The organism is Streptomyces sp. NPDC020489 (genome assembly GCF_044386545.1).
Classification (GTDB): domain Bacteria; phylum Actinomycetota; class Actinomycetes; order Streptomycetales; family Streptomycetaceae; genus Streptomyces.
Map to the genome: position 1 here is coordinate 113,076 of NZ_JBIRUZ010000001.1, position 19,514 is coordinate 132,589.

Here is a 19,514-nt window from a genome sequence, read left to right on the forward strand (position 1 = left end):
CCGGGCCAGGCGCGGCGCCCGGGAGCCTGACGGGAGAAACGCCCGCATGCTCGAGCCGACCGAACCCACCGAGGGTTCCGAACTCAACACCCCCAGCGACACCCTGCCGCCGCGTCGTCGGCGCCGGGCCGCTTCCCGACCGGCGGGTCCGCCGGTCGGCGCCGCCGCCGAGACCCCGGACGAGGTGACGCCGGCCATACCGGCCGCCGATGCCGTCGACACGGTCGAGGCCGAGGAGACCGAAGAGACCGAGGAGACGACGGTCGCCGCGGAGGCCCCCGCCGCCCCCGAGCCCGTCGGGGAGCCGGCTCCGGCCGCTCGTACGCGTCGGCGTGCCACGCGGCGCGCCACCGCCCCCGCCGCTGCCACGACCGCGGCCGAGGCCGCCGAGACGGTCGTGCCCGTGACCGACACGCCCGTGGCGCCCGCCGCCGAGACCGCGCCCGCCGCCGAGGACGCTGCCGAGCCCGCGCCCGCCGGTCGTACGCGTCGGCGTGCCACGCGGCGCGCCTCCGCGCCCGCCGGTGCTCCGGCCGCCGCGGAGAGCGTCGTGCCCGCTGCCGAGCCGACCCCCGCCGTCGCCGAGACCCCCGCCGAGCAGGCCGCCGTCGAGGCGCCCGCCGAGGACGCCGCGCCTGCCGGTCGCACCCGGCGTCGGGCCACGCGCCGGGTGACCGCGCCCGTCCAGGACACCGAGGCCCAGGCGACGCCCGCGGCCGAGCCCGCCCCCGTCGCCGACGAGGCCCTCGCCGAGGAAGAGGCCCCGCGCCGCACCCGCCGCCGCACCACGCGCCGTACGTCGGAGAGCGTGGAGGCGCCCGTGAGCGCCGCCGAGGAGACCGAGCCGGCCGCCGAGGCCGCCGTGGAGGCCCCCGCCGCTCCCGAGGCGCCCGCCGCCGACGAGGAGGCCGGCCCGCGTCGTGCGCGACGGCGTTCCGTGCGCCGGGCCGCCACCGGGTTCGCCGCGCCCGCCGCCGCGGAGACCGACGACGACGAGCCGCGCAAGCCCGCCCGGCCCGCCGTGGCCGTGTTCCAGGCGCCCGTGTTCACCGAGCCGCAGTTCCAGACGCCGCAGCGGGCCGCCGCCGAGGCCGCCGCCGCGGGGACGGAACCCGAGGAGGCCGAGGAGGAGTTCCAGGAGGAGCCCGCCCCGCGCCGCCGGCGCCGCCGCCGGGGTGCCGAGGAGCCCGCCGAGGCCCCGGCCGCCGTGGAGAGCGCCGCCGAGGACGAGACGGACGAGGCCGAGGACGGCACCGACGCCGAGGACTCCGTCGAGACCGACGACGCCGAGGAGGGCGGTTCGCGCCGTCGCCGCCGTCGCGGTGGCCGCCGCCGGCGCCGCGGTGACTCCGCCGAGGCCGAGGCGGACGGCGAGGACGCCGACGAACTCGCCGCCGAGCAGGCGGATCAGGACGCCGAGGACACCGCCGAGCAGACCGAGGAGGACGCCGACGAGGACCACTCCGACGACGGCGGCTCCTCGTCCTCCAGCAGCCGTCGCCGCCGGCGCCGTCGTCGCCGTGCCGGTGACACCTCCGTCGACACCGAGCCCGACGACGGCGACCCGGAGCGCACGGTCGTCAAGGTCCGCGAGCCCCGTCCCGCGCGGGACAAGGGTGCCGAGCCGTCCGACGAGGTGCAGTCCATCAAGGGCTCGACCCGTCTGGAGGCCAAGAAGCAGCGCCGCCGCGAAGGCCGTGAGCAGGGCCGCCGCCGGGTGCCGATCATCACCGAGGCCGAGTTCCTGGCCCGCCGCGAGGCCGTCGAGCGCGTGATGGTCGTCCGCCAGTACGGCGACCGCACGCAGATCGGCGTCCTCGAGGACAACGTGCTCGTCGAGCACTACGTCAACAAGGAGCAGGCCACCTCGTACGTCGGCAACGTCTACCTGGGCAAGGTCCAGAACGTGCTGCCGTCGATGGAGGCCGCCTTCATCGACATCGGCAAGGGCCGCAACGCGGTGCTCTACGCCGGTGAGGTCAACTTCGAGGCGCTCGGCATGGCCAACGGGCCGCGGCGCATCGAGAGCGCGCTGAAGTCCGGTCAGCCGGTGCTCGTGCAGGTGACCAAGGACCCGATCGGGCACAAGGGCGCGCGGCTCACCAGCCAGGTCTCCCTGCCCGGGCGCTACCTCGTGTACGTGCCCGAGGGGTCGATGACCGGCATCAGCCGCAAGCTGCCCGACACCGAGCGCGCGCGTCTGAAGACCATCCTCAAGAAGATCGTCCCCGAGGACGCGGGCGTCATCGTGCGCACCGCCGCCGAGGGCGCGAGCGAGGACGAGCTGCGCCGCGATGTCGAGCGACTCCAGGCGCAGTGGGAGGACATCCAGAAGAAGGCGAAGAACGGCAACGCGCCGACGCTGCTGTACGGCGAGCCGGACATGACCGTCCGGGTCGTCCGCGACATCTTCAACGAGGACTTCACCAAGGTCGTCGTCAGCGGCGACGAGGCGTGGGAGACCATCCACGGATACGTCTCGCACGTGGCGCCCGACCTCGCCGACCGGCTGTCGAAGTGGACCTCCGAGATCGACGTGTTCGCGTCGTACCGGATCGACGAGCAGCTCGCCAAGGCGCTGGACCGCAAGGTCTGGCTGCCCAGCGGCGGCTCGCTGGTGATCGACCGGACCGAGGCGATGGTCGTGGTCGACGTCAACACCGGCAAGTTCACCGGTCAGGGCGGCAACCTCGAGGAGACGGTCACCAGGAACAACCTGGAGGCGGCCGAGGAGATCGTGCGTCAGCTGCGGCTGCGCGACCTCGGCGGCATCATCGTCATCGACTTCATCGACATGGTGCTGGAGCAGAACCGGGATCTGGTGCTGCGGCGCCTGCTGGAGTGCCTGGGCCGGGACCGGACCAAGCACCAGGTCGCCGAGGTCACCTCGCTGGGCCTGGTGCAGATGACCCGTAAGCGGGTCGGCCAGGGCCTGCTGGAGTCCTTCTCCGAGACCTGCGTCCACTGCAACGGGCGCGGTGTCATCGTGCACATGGAGCAGCCGACCTCCGCCGGTGGCGGCGGCAAGCGCAAGAAGCGCGGGCGCGGCGGCATCGAGCACGTGCACGAGGCCGCGGTGGCCGCCGAGGCGGCGGAGGCCGTCGAGAGCGCCGAGTCCGCCGAGGAGGCGGAGACCGAGGACGAGGTCGCCGCCGAGGCCGCGGCCCCGGTCGCGCTGCCCGCGCCGGAGTACGAGGCGGACGAGGAGCTGTACAGCAGCGCCGCCGAGGCCGAGGCCGCCGCGACCCGTGGCCGTTCGCGGCGACGGACGAGCCGGCGGGCGTCGGCTCCGGCCGGCACGCCCAGGCGGGAGCGGACGGAGAAGGCCGAGCAGGGCGAGAAGGCCGTCGAGAAGGCCGAGGTCCCGACCGCCCAGGACGTGACCGCGGAGGACGAGGTCGAGCGTCCGGTGCAGCCGGAGCCGGCCACCCAGGCCCAGGCCGAGCCGGCCGCCGTCGAGGACCCGGTCGTCGAGGACGCCGCGCCCAAGGGCCGTACGCGCCGTCGTGCGACCCGGAAGGTGTCGGCGCCCGCCGGATCGCCCGCGGGTGCCGAGGCGGCCGTCGTGACGGTCACCGAGTCCGCGCCGGCGCCCGCGCCGGTCGCCGAGGAGGCTCCGGCCGAGCCGGTGGCCGCCGAGGCGCCCGCCGAGAGCGCCGCCCCGGCCCGTCCGCGGCGCCGTGCCGTCCGCAAGGCCACCGCGCCCACCGCGCCGGAGGAGGCGGCCGTCGTGGTCGTCCCGGCGGCGGAGAGCGCCCCCGAGGCCCCGGCAGCCGAGGCCCCGGCCGCCGAGGAGGAGGCCGCGGCTCCGGCGAAGCGGACGGCCCGCAAGACGGCCAAGAAGGCGACGGCGAAGAAGGCCGCCACCAAGAAGACCGCCGCCAAGAAGGCGGTCGCGAAGAAGGCGACGACCAAGAAGGCCGCCGCCAAGAAGACGACGGCGAAGAAGACCGCGGCGGCCGAGCAGACGGCGTCCTCGGTCTCCGCTTCCGCCGACGAGAGCTGACGTCCGGCTCGTCCCGGGGTGCGGCTGGTCAGAAGTGATCAGCCGCACACCCGGGGGGCCCGACCCGGTTTGACCCGTTCGGCTGCGGCCCCGTAGCCTTGAGCGTCGGCGTGTCGACTGACACGTCACATCCCCGTAAACCTCTTCCTCCCGGGTTGTGTCCGACCGGGAGAGGCTGCCCTTGTGTCGGGCTGCTGGACTGCGGGGGTGCCGTCCCCGAGCAAGAGAGTGAGATCCGCGTGTACGCCATCGTGCGCAGCGGTGGTCGCCAGCACAAGGTTGCTGTCGGCGACATCGTTGAGGTTGACAAGATTTCCACTGCCAAGGTTGGCGACACGGTCGAGCTCTCGACCCTGCTCGTTGTCGACGGCGACTCCGTGACCAGCGACCCGTGGGTCCTGGCCGGTATCAAGGTCCAGGCCGAGGTCGTGGACCACCACAAGGGCGTCAAGATCGACATCCTTCGCTACAAGAACAAGACCGGCTACCGCCGTCGTCAGGGCCACCGCCAGCAGTACACGGCGATCAAGGTCACTGAGATCCCCGCGGCTGCGAAGTAAGGGACTGAGGAGAGATGGCACACAAGAAGGGCGCATCGTCCACCCGTAACGGTCGTGACTCCAACGCTCAGCGCCTCGGCGTGAAGCGCTTCGGCGGTCAGGTCGTCAACGCGGGTGAGATCCTGGTCCGCCAGCGCGGCACCCACTTCCACCCCGGTGCGGGCGTCGGCCGTGGCGGCGACGACACGCTGTTCGCGCTGAACGCCGGTGCGGTGCAGTTCGGCACCCACCGTGGCCGCAAGGTCGTGAACATCGTCCCGGTCGCCTGAGCCAACGCTTAGGGCTCAGACCGAACGTTTCGCGAGGCGGACCTCACTTCCCGTGCGGGAAGGCGGGTCCGCCTTTCGCGTGTTAGAGCAGTAGAGAACCGTACGAAGATTTCAAGTGCTGGAGGCACCTCACCATGACCACCTTCGTGGACCGCGTCGAACTCCATGTCGCCGCGGGTAGCGGAGGTCACGGCTGTGCCTCCGTCCACCGGGAGAAGTTCAAGCCGCTCGGCGGCCCCGACGGCGGCAACGGCGGACGGGGCGGCGACGTCATCCTGACCGTCGACCAGTCGGTGACCACGCTCCTGGAGTACCACCACTCCCCGCACCGCAAGGCCACCAACGGCAAGCCCGGCGAGGGCGGCAACCGCTCCGGCAAGGACGGCCAGGACCTGGTCCTGCTCGTGCCGGACGGCACCGTCGTCCAGGACCGGGCGGGCAACGTCCTCGCCGACCTGGTCGGCCACGGCACCTCCTATGTCGCCGCCCAGGGCGGTCGTGGCGGCCTCGGCAACGCGGCGCTGGCCTCCGCGCGGCGCAAGGCGCCGGGCTTCGCGCTGCTCGGTGAGCCGGGGGAGCTCCACGACATCGTCCTGGAGCTGAAGACCGTCGCCGACGTGGCGCTGGTCGGCTACCCGAGCGCGGGCAAGTCCTCGCTGATCTCGGTGCTGAGCGCGGCCAAGCCGAAGATCGCCGACTACCCCTTCACCACGCTGGTGCCCAACCTCGGTGTGGTGACCGCCGGTTCGACCGTCTACACCATCGCCGACGTGCCCGGCCTGATCCCGGGCGCCAGCCAGGGCAAGGGCCTGGGCCTGGAGTTCCTGCGGCACGTGGAGCGGTGCAGCGTGCTGGTGCACGTGCTGGACACGGCGACCCTGGAGTCCGACCGTGACCCCGTCTCCGACCTCGACATCATCGAGGAGGAGCTGCGGCAGTACGGCGCCGGGCTGGACAAGCGGCCCCGGATGGTCGTGCTGAACAAGATCGACGTCCCGGACGGCAAGGACCTCGCCGAGATGGTGCGCCCCGAGCTGGAGGCGCGCGGCTACCGCGTCTTCGAGGTGTCGGCGGTGGCGCACATGGGGCTGAAGGAACTGTCGTTCGCGCTGGCCGACGTGGTCGCGAAGGCACGCGCCGCGCGGCCGAAGGAGGAGGCGACGCGGATCGTCATCCGGCCCAAGGCCGTGGACGACGCGGGCTTCACCGTGACGCGCGAGGAGGACGGGCTGTTCCGGGTGCGCGGCGAGAAGCCGGAGCGCTGGGTGCGGCAGACCGACTTCAGCAACGACGAGGCCGTCGGCTACCTCGCCGACCGGCTCAACCGCCTCGGTGTCGAGGAGAAGCTGATGAAGGCGGGCGCCCGCGCGGGCGACGGCGTCGCGATCGGCCCCGAGGACAACGCGGTCGTCTTCGACTGGGAGCCGACGCTGATGTCCGGTGCCGAGATGCTCGGCCGGCGTGGCGAGGACCACCGCTTCGAGGCACCGCGTCCGGCCGCCCAGCGGCGCCGCGACAAGGAGGCCGAACGGGACGAGGCGTCGCGGGAGTTCGACGACTTCGACCCCTTCGAGGGCTGACCGTCCCGACCTGCCGCGTGTGCAGCCGTGCGCGCGGCTGAGCGTCCGTCCCGGCCTGCCGGGTGTGCAGTCCTGGCGCGCGGCTGAGCGTCCGTCCCTACCTGCCGCGTGCGCAGTCCTGGCGCGCGGCTGACCGTCCGTCCCGACCTGCCGCGTGTGCAGCCCTGCGCGCGGCGGGTCAGGCGACCGTCGTTCCGGTGAGTCGTACGGGGCGGTGCGGCTGAGGTCCAAGAACCTCAGCCGCACCGCCCGTACCTCAGCCGAAGTTCACGTGCCCCACGCGGCCGACCGCGGCGGAAGAACACCCCCTGTGCCGCCGGGGCCCCTGTTGTCTTCCGAGTTGTCATGCATGCGAAGACCACGGTTCAGCGGGCGGACCGTCGAGAAGGCGAGCTTCTTCTTGTCCAAGAGGCAAGTGAGGCAGGGGAGTTCGCTGATGACCGGAGCAACGTCGCCCGACCGACGCCGCTTTCTGACCGCCGGTGCCGCCGTGCTCGGCGCCGCCGCCTCCGCCCAGCTGTGGGTGCCGGGCACCGCCCGGGCGGCCGGATCGGCGCTGCCCGACGGGGTGTTCAGCCTCGGTGTCACCTCCGGCGACCCGCTGCCCGACGGCATCGTCCTGTGGACCCGGCTCGCCCCCGACCCGCTGAACGGCGGCGGCATGCCCGACCGTGCGGTGCCGGTGCAGTGGGAGCTCGCGGAGGACGAGCGGTTCAGGAAGACCGTGCGCCGGGGCGTGGCCCAGGCCCGGCCCGAGTACGGGCACAGCGTTCACGTGGACGTACGCGGTCTGCGCCCGGGCCGCGGCTACTGGTACCGCTTCCGCACGAGCGGGCAGATCTCGCCGACCGGCCGCACCCGCACCGCCCCCCATCCGCACAGCAAGGGCGGCAGTCTGCGCTTCGCCCTCGCGTCCTGCCAGAACTACCAGCACGGCTGGTTCACGCCGTACGCCGACATGCTCGCCCAGGACCCCGACTTCGTGCTCTTCGTCGGTGACTACATCTACGAGTCCTCGCCCGCCTCGACCGGGGTGCGCCGGCACGAGGGCACCGGGGAGCCGTACACCCTGGTCCAGTACCGCAACCGGTACGCCCAGTACCGCTCGGACCCGGACCTCGCCGCGATGCACGCCGGCGCCCCCTGGATCGTCACCTTCGACGACCACGAGGTCGACAACGACTTCGCCGGCGAGATCCCGCAGGACCCCGACAAGCAGGCGCACGACGCCTTCACGGCCCGGCTGACCGCGGCCTACCAGGCGTACTACGAGCACATGCCGGTCCGCGCGACCTCCGTGCCGAACGGCCCGCACATCCAGATGTACCGCCGCCTGGAGTTCGGCCGCCTCGCCCGCCTCAACGTGCTCGACACCCGCCAGTTCCGCAGCGACCAGGCCACCAGCCAGGAGGGCGCCCAGGACCCCGCGCTCACCATGCTCGGCGCCCGGCAGAAGGAGTGGCTCCTCGACGGACTGCACGACTCACCGGCCCGCTGGAACCTCGTCGCCTCGCAGATCATGATGGCCGAGACCGACCTGAAGGTCGGCGAGGGCAAGCTCTGGTACTACGACGCCTGGGACGGCTACCAGGCCGAACGCAACCAGCTGATGCGGGAGTTCGAGGACGTCCGCAACCCCGTGGTGCTCACCGGCGACCGCCACCTGACCATGATCAGCGACCTCAAGCAGGACTACGCCGACCCGGACTCCGACGTCGTCGGCGCCGAGTTCGTGGGCACCTCCATCTCCAGCAACGGCGACCAGGACCAGGACACCTTCCGCAAGCAGTGGGACCCGCTGATGGCGGACAACCCGCACTGGAAGCTGCTCGACGCCCACCGCGGCTACCACCTCTTCGACGTCGACCGGCACGGCATCGACGCCCAGGTCAGGGTCGTCGACACGGTTCGCCGGCCGCAGGCGACGGCCGGCACCCTGGCCAGGCTGCGGGTGGAGTCGGACCGGCCCGGGGTCGAGCTCGCCTGACCGCGGACACGGGGTGAGGGGAGCCTGGGACTCATCGGTGTCCCAGGTCTCCCTCAGCGCCGTCTCAGGAACCCCTCGGCAGAGCGGCTTCTCGGGCTGCCCGAGAATCTCCTCCAGCCGGTCCCGGACGCCGCGAACGGTTCGCTCACCCTCGCCGAGACCGAAATGCTGCGGAATCTTAATCGGGAATTCCGCGCCAATGGACTGCCCGACGAGTGGTATTCCCCGCTCGTCCGCAACGGCGCCGTCATGCATATGAAGAACACGTGCAGCCCCTCGTCCGAGGACGTGAAGATCGGCACCCCCGGCCGGGCCGTCGAGGCCGCCGCGCGGATCGGCGCCGAGACGACCGGACGGATCACCGCGACGGGCGTGTGGGTGCTGGGCGACCCGGCGCTGTCGGCCGCCGTACTGCCGCCGCCCGTGCGGGAGGCGCCCGCCGAACCGCGGGTGTCACCCGAAGTGGCTGCCCAGGCGCTGTACGGCGCGCTTGCGGCCGCGGCCGCGAGGCCGGCAGGGCGCACCGGCCCCCGGCACGGCGCGCTCGGTGCACCGGACGCCCTCCCGGGAACTCGTGAAGGTGCGGGGGCATCGCTGTCTGAAGAAGCTCCGCGGACATTGACCGTTTGTGCGCTTACTCACAGCAATTCCACGGGTGCCCGATTCGGGTCTCCCTCCGTCACCTGGAGTACAAGGTGAATGACAGATGGCGCGCACATATGCGGCGGAGGGCGCTCACCTTGCACTGCGGTAACCGGAAGTGGGACCATTTCCGAGTTCCCTGTCGCCCCGAGGTAGGTCATCTGTGTCCCAGCACATCGCCAAGCCCCGCACCACCGCAGTGATCCTGGCCGGGGGTACCGGTCAGCGCGTGGGTCTCTCGATCCCCAAGCAGCTGCTGAAGATCGCCGGCAAGGCAGTCATCGAGCACACCCTGACCACCTTCGAGAACGCCGACTCGATCGACGACATCATCGTCCTGATGGCGCCGGGCTATGTGCCGGACATAGAGAAGATCGTGGCCAAGGCCGGGTTCACCAAGGTCAAGAAGGTCATCGAGGGCGGCTCGACCCGGAACGAGACCACCGAGCGCGCCATCGAGGCGCTCGGCGAGGGGCTGGCCGAGGGCGAGGACGTCAACGTCCTGTTCCACGACGCCGTTCGCCCGCTGCTGTCGCGGCGCGTCATCGACGACTGCGTGGTCGCGCTGGAGCGCTACCAGGCCGTCGACGTCGCCATCCCGTCCGCGGACACCATCATCGTCACGCGCAAGCACGGCGACGACGGCGAGTTCATCACCGAGATCCCGGACCGCTCCCGGCTGCGCCGCGGCCAGACCCCGCAGGCCTTCAAGCTGTCCACCATCAAGCGGGCCTACGAGGTCGCCGCCGGTGACCCCAACTTCCAGGCCACGGACGACTGCTCGGTCGTGCTCAAGTACCTGCCGGACGTGCCGATCCACGTCGTCGCGGGCGACGAGTACAACATGAAGGTCACCCAGCCCGTCGACGTCTTCATCGCCGACAAGCTCTTCCAGCTGGCCTCCACCGCCGCGCCCGAGCAGGTCTCCGAGGAGGCCTACCGCGAGCTGCTGACCGGCAAGACGGTCGTGGTCTTCGGCGGCTCGTACGGCATCGGCAAGGACATCGCCGAACTCGCCGAGGCCTACGGCTCGAAGGTGTACGCGCTGGGCCGCTCCACCACCGGCACGCACGTCGAGAACCCCGAGGAGGTCGACGACGCGCTGTCCAAGGCGTACGCCGAGACCGGGCGCATCGACTTCGTCGTGAACACCGCGGGCGTGCTGCGCATCGGCAAGCTGGCCGAGACCGACAACGCCACCATCGAGGAGGCGCTGAAGGTCAACTACCTCGCCCCGGTGCAGATCGCGCGCTCCAGTTACAAGTACCTGGCGGAGACCAAGGGCCAGCTGCTGCTCTACACCTCCAGCAGCTACACCCGCGGCCGTGCCGAGTACAGCCTGTACTCCTCGACCAAGGCCGCGATGGTGAACCTCACCCAGGCCCTGTCCGACGAGTGGGCCGGTGACGGCGTCCGCGTCAACTGCATCAACCCGGAGCGCACCGCGACCCCGATGCGCACCAAGGCCTTCGGCCAGGAGCCCACGGGCACGCTGCTCTCCTCCGAGGCGGTGGCCCGTACCTCGCTCGACGTCCTGCTCTCGGAGCTGACCGGTCATGTGATCGACGTCCGCCAGCAGGACCCGACCGCGGCCGCGGGGCAGGCCTCCGGCTTCGAGCAGGCGCTGGCCGCCGTGTTGGACCGTCAGGACGGCGTGGCATAATCGTCTGCAATTGAACATCTGCTATTCAGGCCTCTGTGGCTGCCCGTTATCGGAGCATTCGCAGGGGCCTGAATAGCTCCCCCTCGCGAATTCCTCACATGTTCGCTGCACGTCAGAACCACACCAGCACTCCCCCTCCAAGAGCAGGTTCCTCTGTGATAACCAGAGCCATTCGCGTCGCCCGGGTGGGCAGCGCGGCCGAACTGGCCGCGGCGGCCCTCATGATCCTGGGCTTCCCGGCGCTCATGCTGGCCGCGCTCGTCCCGAGCGTTCCCGCCTTCACGGCCGCCGCCGCGGTGACGTACCTGGCGGACCACTTTCTGCACCGCAAGGGCAGCTATCTGATCAACCGCCTGAGCAAGGTGCGCGCGGGCCTGTCGATCCGCTTCCTGATCAGGCAGCTGCTCCTGGTCCTGCTGCTGGCCCGCCTGGGCCTCGCGGACGGCCTGGTCTTCTACGGCACGGTCGCCTGCTTCATCGCGTTCTACGGCCTTCAGGCCCCGCACGGCGCGCTGGTCACCCTGATCCGCAACCGCCGCAGGATGCCGGTCGCCACCCGCAACGTGGACCTGAAGTCCCGCATCCGCATCCCGGACGCCCCGCCGCGCCGGCTGCTCCACCGCAGCGCCGAGAAGATGCTGCACCTGGACCTCGCCGCCGTCGTCGGTGTGCTGGTCGGCGCGGCCGTGGACGAGACCGTCCCGGCCCTGGTGGGCATCGGTGTGACGATAGCGCTGGGCTGCCTGTACGTCCTCGCGCTCATGCCGTACGTCCGCGGCAGCAAGACCCCGCCCCACGCGGACGCCGTGCTCGCCGCCGTCGACGACTGGCTCGCCGCCTACCGGCCGGAGACGGTGCTGTACTTCTCCGGCTCCAAGGACTCCGCCTACCAGGTCAACATGTGGCTGGAGACCATGGGGCAGCTGGACTCCAGGCCGCTGATCATCCTGCGTGAGCGGGTCATCCTGGCCAACCTGGCGCCCACCACGGTCCCCGTCATCTGCGTGCCCGGAGGGGTGCACCTGATGAACATGGACCTGAGCACCGTGCGCGTCGCGCTGTACGCGGCGAACGTCGGCAAGAACATCCACCTGCTGCGGGTGCCGACCATGAAGCACGTCTTCATCGGCCACGGCGACAGCGACAAGCTCGCCAGCGTCAACCCGTTCAGCAAGGTGTACGACGAGGTGTGGACCGCGGGCCGCGCGGGCCGCGACCGCTACGCCATCGCCGACGTCGGTGTCCGCGACGAGGACATCGCCGAGGTCGGCCGCCCCCAGCTGGCGCCGATCCAGACCTGGCAGGGCGTGCCCGAGGGCCGTGTCCCGACCGTGCTGTACGCGCCCACCTGGGAGGGCTGGGACGGCAACCCCGGCAACACCTCGATCGTGCTGGCCGGCGAGAACATCGTGCGGCGGCTGGTGCAGGCCGACCCGCCGGTCCGGGTCCTGTACAAGCCGCACCCCTTCACGGGCACGGTGAGCAAGGAGGCGGGCGCCGCGCACGCGCGGATCACGGCCCTGGTCGAGAAGGCCGCCGCCGAGCGTGCCGCCGACGCCCGCTTTTCCGCCGACGCGGCCGCCCAGGCGCGGGCCAAGGCGGACCTCGCCCGGATCGAGGCCCGGATCGCCGTGCTGTCCGGCAGCGGCGGCGACAAGGGCGACGAGGCCGAGGCCACCCGGGACGGCGTGGTCGACGTGGCCCGGCACGAGGAGATCGCCCGGCTGCGCGCCGAGTGGAACGACGCCTACTGGCGTTCCTTCGGCAGCTTCGAGCACCGGGTCATCACCGGCGCCGAGCCGCGGCTGTACGACTGCTTCAACGTCTCCGACGCGATGGTCTCCGACATCTCCAGCGTGGTCTCCGACTTCATCGCCAGCGGCAAGCCGTACGCGGTGACGGACTCCGCCGAGCTGGGCGTGGAGGAGTTCAAGCGGCAGAACACCGCGGTGCGCGCCGCGACGATCCTGTCCAACAGCGCCATCGAGCTCGGCGCTCTCCTGGACGCCGTCCGCGACCCCGCGGGCGACCCGCTGGCGGCGGACCGCAGGGAGCTCAAGCAGTACCTGCTGGGCCCGGACGAGCCGACCTCGATCGAGCAGTTCAACACCGCGGTGGCCAACCTCGCCATCAAGGCGGAGGCACGCAACGTCGGCCAGGAGTCACGGGCGGCGAGCGGAGCGGCCGAGGCCACGACCACGGCCTGACCGGCGCAGCGGTAGAACGTAAAAAGGGGCCCTGTTTTCGGGAGGTGACTCTCGGAAACAGGGCCCTGTTACGTATGTCAGGAGGACGGGTGTCCAGGGCCCGGTGACCTGCGCCACAAAAATGGTATGGGCAGGCAACCGCTTCCCGTCCTGGTCCGTCTACTACGTTGCGAATAAGCCAATACAGGGGGAATGCCCTATGACCAAGGGTTCCTCATGATGTGGGGGAAGTGTGTCCGTGCCGCAGCCTGATGTGACCGTGATCATCGGGGCGTACGAAGCGATGCCGTACCTGGTCGACTGCCTCGCCTCCGTCGAGGCCCAGACCATCGACCACACCCGCATCGAGGTCATCGCGGTCGACGACGGCTCCACCGACGGCACCGGCGAGTGCCTGGAGCAGTTCGCCGCCCGCGCCGACATGCCGGTCACGGTGATCCGGCAGGACAACTCCGGCGGCCCCAGCGGCCCGCGCAACGTCGGCCTGGGCAAGGCCGCCGGACGGTACGTGTTCTTCCTGGACGCCGACGACCGGCTCGGCCCGGAGGCCCTGGAGCGGATGGTCGCGATGGCCGACCGCAACGGCACCGACGTGGTGCTCGGCCGCGTCGAGGGCATCAACCGCAAGCCCCCGCGGTCGATGTGGGGCAAGACGCTGGAGCGCACCGACATCTGGTCCTCCAACATCAAGTTCACCCTGAGCGCGCAGAAGCTGTTCCGCCGTGAGCTGCTGGAGCGTCACGGCATGCGCTTCGACGAGTCGTTGTGGACCGGCGAGGACGCCCTGTTCACCATGGAGGCCTATCTGCGGGCCGACGGCGTCTCCCTCATCGACGACTACGTCTGCTACTACCTGGTGGGCCGTGAGGACGGCAAGCACGTCACCAAGAGCGGCAGCTACACCCTGCGCTTCGACTCCGCGCGCGCCCTGATGAACCTGATCGCGGAGATGGTCCCGGCCGGCCCGCGGCGCGACATGCTCATGCTCCGCCCGTTCCTCGTCACCCTGCTGCCGCAGTTCGGCCCCCGCTTCCTCAAGGACAGCGAGCAGGTCCGCCGGCACAAGCTGGAACTCGCCAAGCCCCTGATGGACGCCTACTGGACCGACGAGGTCGCCGTCCGCCTCAAGGTCGAGGAACGGCTGCGCCTGCACCTGATCGCCGAGGAACGGCCCGACCTCCTCCTGGACGTCCTCACGTTCCTGCGGGACAAGAGGCAGGCCGCCGCGCTCCTGGAGAAGCGCGGCCGCCGTCTGTACCTCGCCTACCCCCACTTCCGCGACGCCGCCGCCGGCATCCCCGACGCCGTCTACCTCGCCGAGCCGCGCGAGGCCCGGAACTTCCCCGGGTACCGGGAGGGCGGGCTCGACTCCTTCACCCGGCGGGCGGCGCGCAAGGCCCGCCGGATGCTGCCGGGCCGGGGCGTCAAGCGGGCTGCGGCGGTGTGACCGACGGCTCCTCGGAGCGTTCCCCGGCCTGTTCTCCGGCCCGCTCCCCGGTCTGCCGCGGCGCAGGGATCTCCGCCGCCAGCCGCTCCCGCATCCGCGTGCGGTGCTCCCCGGCCTTCGCGCACAGCGCCTGCACGGCCGCGTCGAAGCGCACCTGCGACACCGGCTCCGCCGGGCCCAGCAGATGGCGCTTCAACGCCGCCCGCTCCTCGGCCAGCCCGTCCTTCTCCGGCCGACGCACCGCCTCCAGCAGCGCCGGCACCCCCTGTCCGTCCGGCGTCAGCACGGTCGCCGCCCGCACGGTCGGGAAGGTCTCCCGGAACGCCTCCTCGGCCAGCCCGCTGGTGTTGGCCACCGCATAGGGCTTGCCGCTCGCCAGGAAGTCGCTGACCACGCTGGACACATCGCTGATCAGCAGATCGGCCCGGTTGAAGCAGGCGTACAGCGCGGGCCGGGCGTCGGTGACGACCTGGTGCTCCCACTCCGGCAGCGACGCCCAGTACGCCTCCTCCCAGGCGGCCATGGCCCGCTCCACCGCCCGTGCCCGCCCCTTCGGCGGCACCGACTGAAGCAGCATCCGCTCCACCTGGTCGGCGCCGTCCCGGAAGTCGGCCGTGGTGAGCCGGTCCAACTCCGCTGTCCGCAGCGCCAGTTCCCCGTCGTCGGCGGGACGCGGTCCGGTCCGCCGCCGGTTGGCCGCCCGGATCAGCTCCCGGATGCGCTGATCGGCCGCCCCGGCCCGCGGATCGACCGAACCGGTCAGCGGGTGCGGCTTGTAGAGCAGCCGTACGCCGTCGTCGGCGAGCAGCGCCCGTACGAGGTTCTCGCCGGCCGCGATCACCGAGGTGTTGCCCGGGTTGCCGTCCCAGCCCTCCCAGGTCGGCGCGTAGAGCACCGTGGTGTACGTGCCGGTCGGCGGGCCCGCGTACGGCGTCACGGCGTCCAGCTGGGGACGGCCGATCTCCACCACGTCCCGGTCGTCCACGCCGACCTCGGCCAGCGCGTAGCGCTCACGGGCCGCGGGACCGGCCACCCACACCTCGTCGTACGCCTTCGCGTACGGGTTGCACGAGGACAGCTTGTCGCTCTCGCCGTGGTTGACGAAGGTGTGCTTGAGCGTGGGGATGCGCAGGACCTGGGAGGTCTTGCCGGAGTTGGAGGGGTGGATCAGGACCTGGAGCGTGGACTGCTCCAGCCGCATCAGCGTGGTGACCTTGGGCAGGCAGATCACCGGGATGTCGGTCGCCGCGATCTTCTGCACCATGAACCGCTCACGCAGCACGACGACCGGCCGCGCGTCCAGCTTGGCGAGCGGCTCCAGCCACATGTTCGCCTGGTACGCCGAGGACGCGCCGCCGGAGAAGTACAGGCCGACGGTCGGCCGGTACTCGGCCAGCCACGCGTCGAACCAGTCCAGCACCTCCTGCTCGCCCGCCGGACGACGGCTCGGCAGCAGCCGCAGCAGCAGCTCACCCAGGCCCAACAGCGCCAGCAGCAGCGACAGCGCGACCCCCGCCGCCGCGGCCGCGGGCACGTCGGTGGCCGCCGTCGCCGCGAGACCGGCGGTGGCCGGCAGCCCGAACAGCAGCAGCCGGTGGCCCGGCCGGCGCAGCAGCAGTGCGGGCGGGGCGGTGGTCAGGCGCAGCGCGGAGGCGTCGATGTTCCGGGTCACCACCGGCAGGGTGCGGGTGCGGCGGACCAGGACCGAGACCGCCTGGATCGCGAAGTGCAGACCGTAGAAGATCAGGACGCCGGCGACGAGCGGGGCGTACACCGACTCGCGCTCCTGCTCGCCGACCCGCAGCAGACCGGCCACCAGCAGCAGGTCGCGCAGCACGTGCCGCACGGTGATGTCAGCGTGCGACTTGGCGAACATCGACATCATGGGGCGCTGCCACCGGTACAGCACGCCCTCCCCGGCCACCGAGGCGGCCGTCGCGGCGAGCAGCAGCGGGATGTCGGGCAGGAGGGCCGCGACGGCCTGCGCGGCGAACGCGGCGGCCAGCAGGGCGATGACGGACAGCTGGGCGGCGCGACGGCGCAGCGGGAGGGCGACCCGGCGCCTGCGCGGGCGGCTGAAGGGACGTTTCAGGAGACCCGCGAGCGAACGGGTGCGCGGGCGTCTCGGGGAGCGTCCGAGGCGGAGTCTCTTCGCGGGCCGTTTCGGCGTCTTGGACGCCTTCGGCCTCTTCTTGAAGCGCCGGCGGGCAAGGGAAGGGGACACTGCGTCACTCCAAGGTCGTCGCAGGACGTGCGCCCGGGTTAACGCCCGCCGACCTCTGGACGACACGCGCGTGTCCGGGCGCCTTGTGACGACCGTGGAGTGCTAGGGCTACGGGCGGCCCGACTGAAGAGCCCGGCGGATGGGGGCGCCCACCACCCGGCGCGCCCGGCGGTAGACCGACGGCGCCGGGATGTTCACGGACGTCCGCGATCCGGACTTCGCCCGGGCCAGGTCCCGCTTCAGCCGCTCGTTGTCCCGGCCCAGTTCGGTGATCTGGCGCTGCATGAACGCCATCCGCGCGGCCAGCGAACCGAGGTCCGCCTCGAGCCAGGGACGCACGGCCGGCGGGAAGGAGAGCTTGCCCAGCCGCTTCTCGAAGGCCGCGCCGCCGTCGCCGTGCGTGAAGGTGTTCCGCAGGCCGTTGCGGTCGAGGAACCCGGTGAACCGCTCGAAGCGCTCCTGGTGACCGCTCACCAGCGCGCCGAAGTCCGCCTCCTCGTACAGCCGCGCCGGGTCCAGGTCGGCGGGCACCTTGTCGATCGGGACGTGCGGGATGTCGAAGTAGCGGCACAGCTCCAGCGTCCGGGAGTCACCGACGAGCACCGTCGCGGGGGTGCCCGCCAGCAGCGCCGCGATGTTGCCGTGGATGCGGGAGCCGAAGGAGAAGTCGAACGCGCGCAGGTCGTCGATCCAGGTGATCGGGTCGAGGTAGACCCGGACCTTGTCCTCCCCGTACATCGGGTGGTCGGGGTGCGTCGGTATCGCCGTCACCTTGGCGTTGGGGTCCGACAGGTCCCGCCAGTGCAGCTGCCGCGCGTCACTGAGGTTCTGGCCGATGAAGCGCAGGTGCGGATAGCGGGCGTGGGTCTGGGCGATGAGCTTGCCGAGGCCCTGCTTCTGCACCGCGTTGTGCGAGCCGTTGATCGCGATCCGGGACTCGGCGGTCAGCGCGGGCGTCCGCTTGCGCACGTCGAGTTCCTTGCCGTACATGAACAGCGAGGGGCAGCCGATCGTCTCGACGTCCCGGAACCCCATGTCCTTCAGGTACTGCTCGGTGAACTCGCCGCGCACCCCGATGGAGGCGCTGTGGTCGAGGACCGCCGAGACGAACGCGCGCACCGACGGCTCGATGGGCTTCAGCCGCGACGGGTCGTAGTTCAGCCCGGTCTGCGCGCCGACCCCGACCACCACGACCGGGATCTTCAGCCGCTGGATCAGCCGCGTCAGCCGCTGGAGCGCCGTCTCGAAGGACGGTCGGAAGGCGTTGGCCAGAGGGACGACGAAGGCGTCGTACTCCTGGTTGATCCGGTCGGCCTCGGACACCAGGGACCGCATGCCGTTCGAGTGCACCTCGGTGTCCGGTGTCTCGAGGATCTTGTGCGTGGCGTCGCTGAAGATCAGGTTGCCCGAGTTGGTGGCGATGAGGTCACGTTGGAGGGACTCCTCCGTGGGAACCACGTCGAACGGGCTCTTGCCGGACCGGATCAGGATGCGCTTCACACTGTGAACTTTAGGCGACACAAACTACAACTTAAATTTGGATCCCCTTTGATTTCTATAAGCAACCCCTACAACCTTTTTGCCGTACGCAAACGGTGAGCAACCGGTTACCGCGTGAGGTGTCCGGGGGTTGGAACGAGACGTCTCACACGGGCCGGTTCGCGTAGATTGCTGTCACGCGCAAGGAAGTGGGGACAGTGCAGGTGGCAAGCGCACGGCAGGACGTGGCCGAGGCCCGCAGGATCGTCGTCAAGGTGGGCTCCTCGTCGCTGACCACCGCCTCGGGCGGCCTGGACGCCGACCGGGTCGACGCCCTGGTCGACGTGCTCGCCAAGAGCCGCGGCGGGGGAGAGCGGGAGGTCGTCCTCGTCTCCTCCGGGGCCATCGCGGCCGGACTCGCCCCGCTGGGACTGCGCCGCCGCCCCAAGGACCTCGCCCGCCAGCAGGCCGCCGCCAGCGTCGGACAGGGCCTGCTCGTGGCCCGCTACACCGCCTCCTTCGCCCGCTACGGCGTCCGGGTCGGCCAGGTCCTGCTCACCAGCGACGACATGAGCCGCCGCGCGCATCACCGCAACGCCTCCACGACCCTCGACAAGCTCCTCGCGATGGGCGCGTTCCCGATCGTCAACGAGAACGACACCGTCGCCACGGACGAGATCCGCTTCGGCGACAACGACCGTCTCGCCGCCCTCGTCGCCCACCTGGTCCGCGCCGACCTGCTGGTCCTGCTGTCCGACGTGGACGGGGTCTACGACGGCGACCCCAGCAAACCCGGCACCTCGCGGATAGTGGAGGTGCGAGGGCCCGCGGACCTGGCGCACGTGGAGATCGGCAGCACCGGCAAGGCCGGCGTCGGCACCGGCGGCATGGTCACCAAGGTCGAGGCCGCCCGGATCGCCGCCGCGGCCGGTATCCCGGTGGTGCTGACCAGCGCGGTCCACGCCGCCGAGGCGCTCTCCGGCGGTGACACCGGCACCTACTTCCACCCCACCGGCAAGCGCTCCGCCGACCGCCTGCTCTGGCTCCAGCACGCCTCCACCCCGCAGGGCTCGCTGACCCTGGACGACGGCGCGGTCCGCGCGGTCGTCCAGCGCCGGACCTCGCTGCTGCCGGCCGGGATCGCCGCCGTCGAGGGCGAGTTCAACGCCGGCGACCCGGTCGAGCTGCGGGACGCCGAGGGGCGCGCGGTGGCCCGCGGGCTCGTCAACTTCGACGCCAGGGAGATTCCCCAGCTGATCGGGCGTTCGACCCGGGAGCTGGCGCAGGAGCTGGGCGCGGCCTACGAGCGCGAGGTCGTGCACCGCGACGACCTGGTGATCCTCCAGCCCTGACGCCGTCCGGGCGGCGTACCCGAAAACGGGGTGAACGCCCCGGCCGGAGCGTCGCCCTCAGGTGGACGTTCCGCAAAAGCGCCACACGAACCCTTGCG

The 19,514-nt window shown here is 71.5% G+C and carries 12 protein-coding genes; 10 read left to right on the plus strand and 2 right to left on the minus strand.

What is annotated here, in order from left to right; all coding sequences use genetic code 11:
* Window positions 1-46 precede the first annotated feature (46 nt).
* The 9 genes from ACH41F_RS00470 (at window position 47) to ACH41F_RS00510 (ending at window position 14,361) form a co-directional block, all read left to right on the plus strand.
* Window positions 47-4,006: an Rne/Rng family ribonuclease gene (locus ACH41F_RS00470; RefSeq protein WP_398831880.1), complete on the plus strand. Its 3,960-nt coding sequence runs from the start codon at window positions 47-49 to the stop codon at window positions 4,004-4,006.
* Window positions 4,007-4,245: 239 nt separating this feature from the next.
* Window positions 4,246-4,566 (plus strand): 50S ribosomal protein L21, encoded by a 321-nt coding sequence (rplU, locus tag ACH41F_RS00475; protein WP_041819941.1) that lies wholly within the window; start codon window positions 4,246-4,248, stop codon window positions 4,564-4,566.
* Window positions 4,567-4,580: 14 nt separating this feature from the next.
* Complete coding sequence (gene rpmA / locus ACH41F_RS00480; protein WP_030961848.1) at window positions 4,581-4,835, plus strand: 50S ribosomal protein L27; 255 nt, start codon at window positions 4,581-4,583, stop codon at window positions 4,833-4,835.
* Window positions 4,836-4,969: 134 nt separating this feature from the next.
* The gene (gene obgE / locus ACH41F_RS00485) at window positions 4,970-6,415 is read left to right on the plus strand and encodes a GTPase ObgE (protein WP_391241474.1); all 1,446 of its coding nucleotides are present in this window, start codon (window positions 4,970-4,972) and stop codon (window positions 6,413-6,415) included.
* A gap of 436 nt (window positions 6,416-6,851) precedes the next feature.
* A complete protein-coding gene (locus ACH41F_RS00490) occupies window positions 6,852-8,402 on the plus strand; it encodes an alkaline phosphatase D family protein (RefSeq protein ID WP_391229060.1) in 1,551 nt (516 codons plus the stop codon).
* Between the two features lie 165 nt (window positions 8,403-8,567).
* Entirely contained in the window at window positions 8,568-9,101 is a 534-nt protein-coding gene (locus ACH41F_RS00495; RefSeq protein WP_398831885.1) for a hypothetical protein, read from the plus strand.
* 106 nt (window positions 9,102-9,207) lie between these two features.
* On the plus strand, window positions 9,208-10,707 hold the full coding sequence (locus tag ACH41F_RS00500) for a D-ribitol-5-phosphate cytidylyltransferase (RefSeq protein ID WP_391229063.1): 1,500 nt from the start codon (window positions 9,208-9,210) through the stop codon (window positions 10,705-10,707).
* A gap of 185 nt (window positions 10,708-10,892) precedes the next feature.
* On the plus strand, window positions 10,893-12,914 hold the full coding sequence (locus ACH41F_RS00505) for a hypothetical protein (RefSeq protein ID WP_391230555.1): 2,022 nt from the start codon (window positions 10,893-10,895) through the stop codon (window positions 12,912-12,914).
* 232 nt (window positions 12,915-13,146) lie between these two features.
* Complete coding sequence (locus ACH41F_RS00510) at window positions 13,147-14,361, plus strand: glycosyltransferase (RefSeq protein ID WP_391229064.1); 1,215 nt, start codon at window positions 13,147-13,149, stop codon at window positions 14,359-14,361.
* Here ACH41F_RS00510 and ACH41F_RS00515 read toward each other — a convergent pair.
* Both ACH41F_RS00515 and ACH41F_RS00520 read right to left on the minus strand, forming a co-directional pair.
* Window positions 14,339-16,405, minus strand: coding sequence for a hypothetical protein (locus ACH41F_RS00515; RefSeq protein WP_398832752.1), 2,067 nt, complete (start codon window positions 16,403-16,405; stop codon window positions 14,339-14,341). The two genes, ACH41F_RS00510 and ACH41F_RS00515, sit on opposite strands and share 23 nt — an antisense overlap.
* A gap of 288 nt (window positions 16,406-16,693) precedes the next feature.
* A complete protein-coding gene (locus ACH41F_RS00520) occupies window positions 16,694-18,085 on the minus strand; it encodes a polysaccharide pyruvyl transferase family protein (RefSeq protein ID WP_398831888.1) in 1,392 nt (463 codons plus the stop codon).
* 203 nt (window positions 18,086-18,288) lie between these two features.
* Between ACH41F_RS00520 and proB the strand changes: the two genes are divergently transcribed.
* Window positions 18,289-19,416: a glutamate 5-kinase gene (gene proB, locus ACH41F_RS00525; RefSeq protein ID WP_391229067.1), complete on the plus strand. Its 1,128-nt coding sequence runs from the start codon at window positions 18,289-18,291 to the stop codon at window positions 19,414-19,416.
* The last annotated feature ends 98 nt before the right edge of the window (window positions 19,417-19,514 follow it).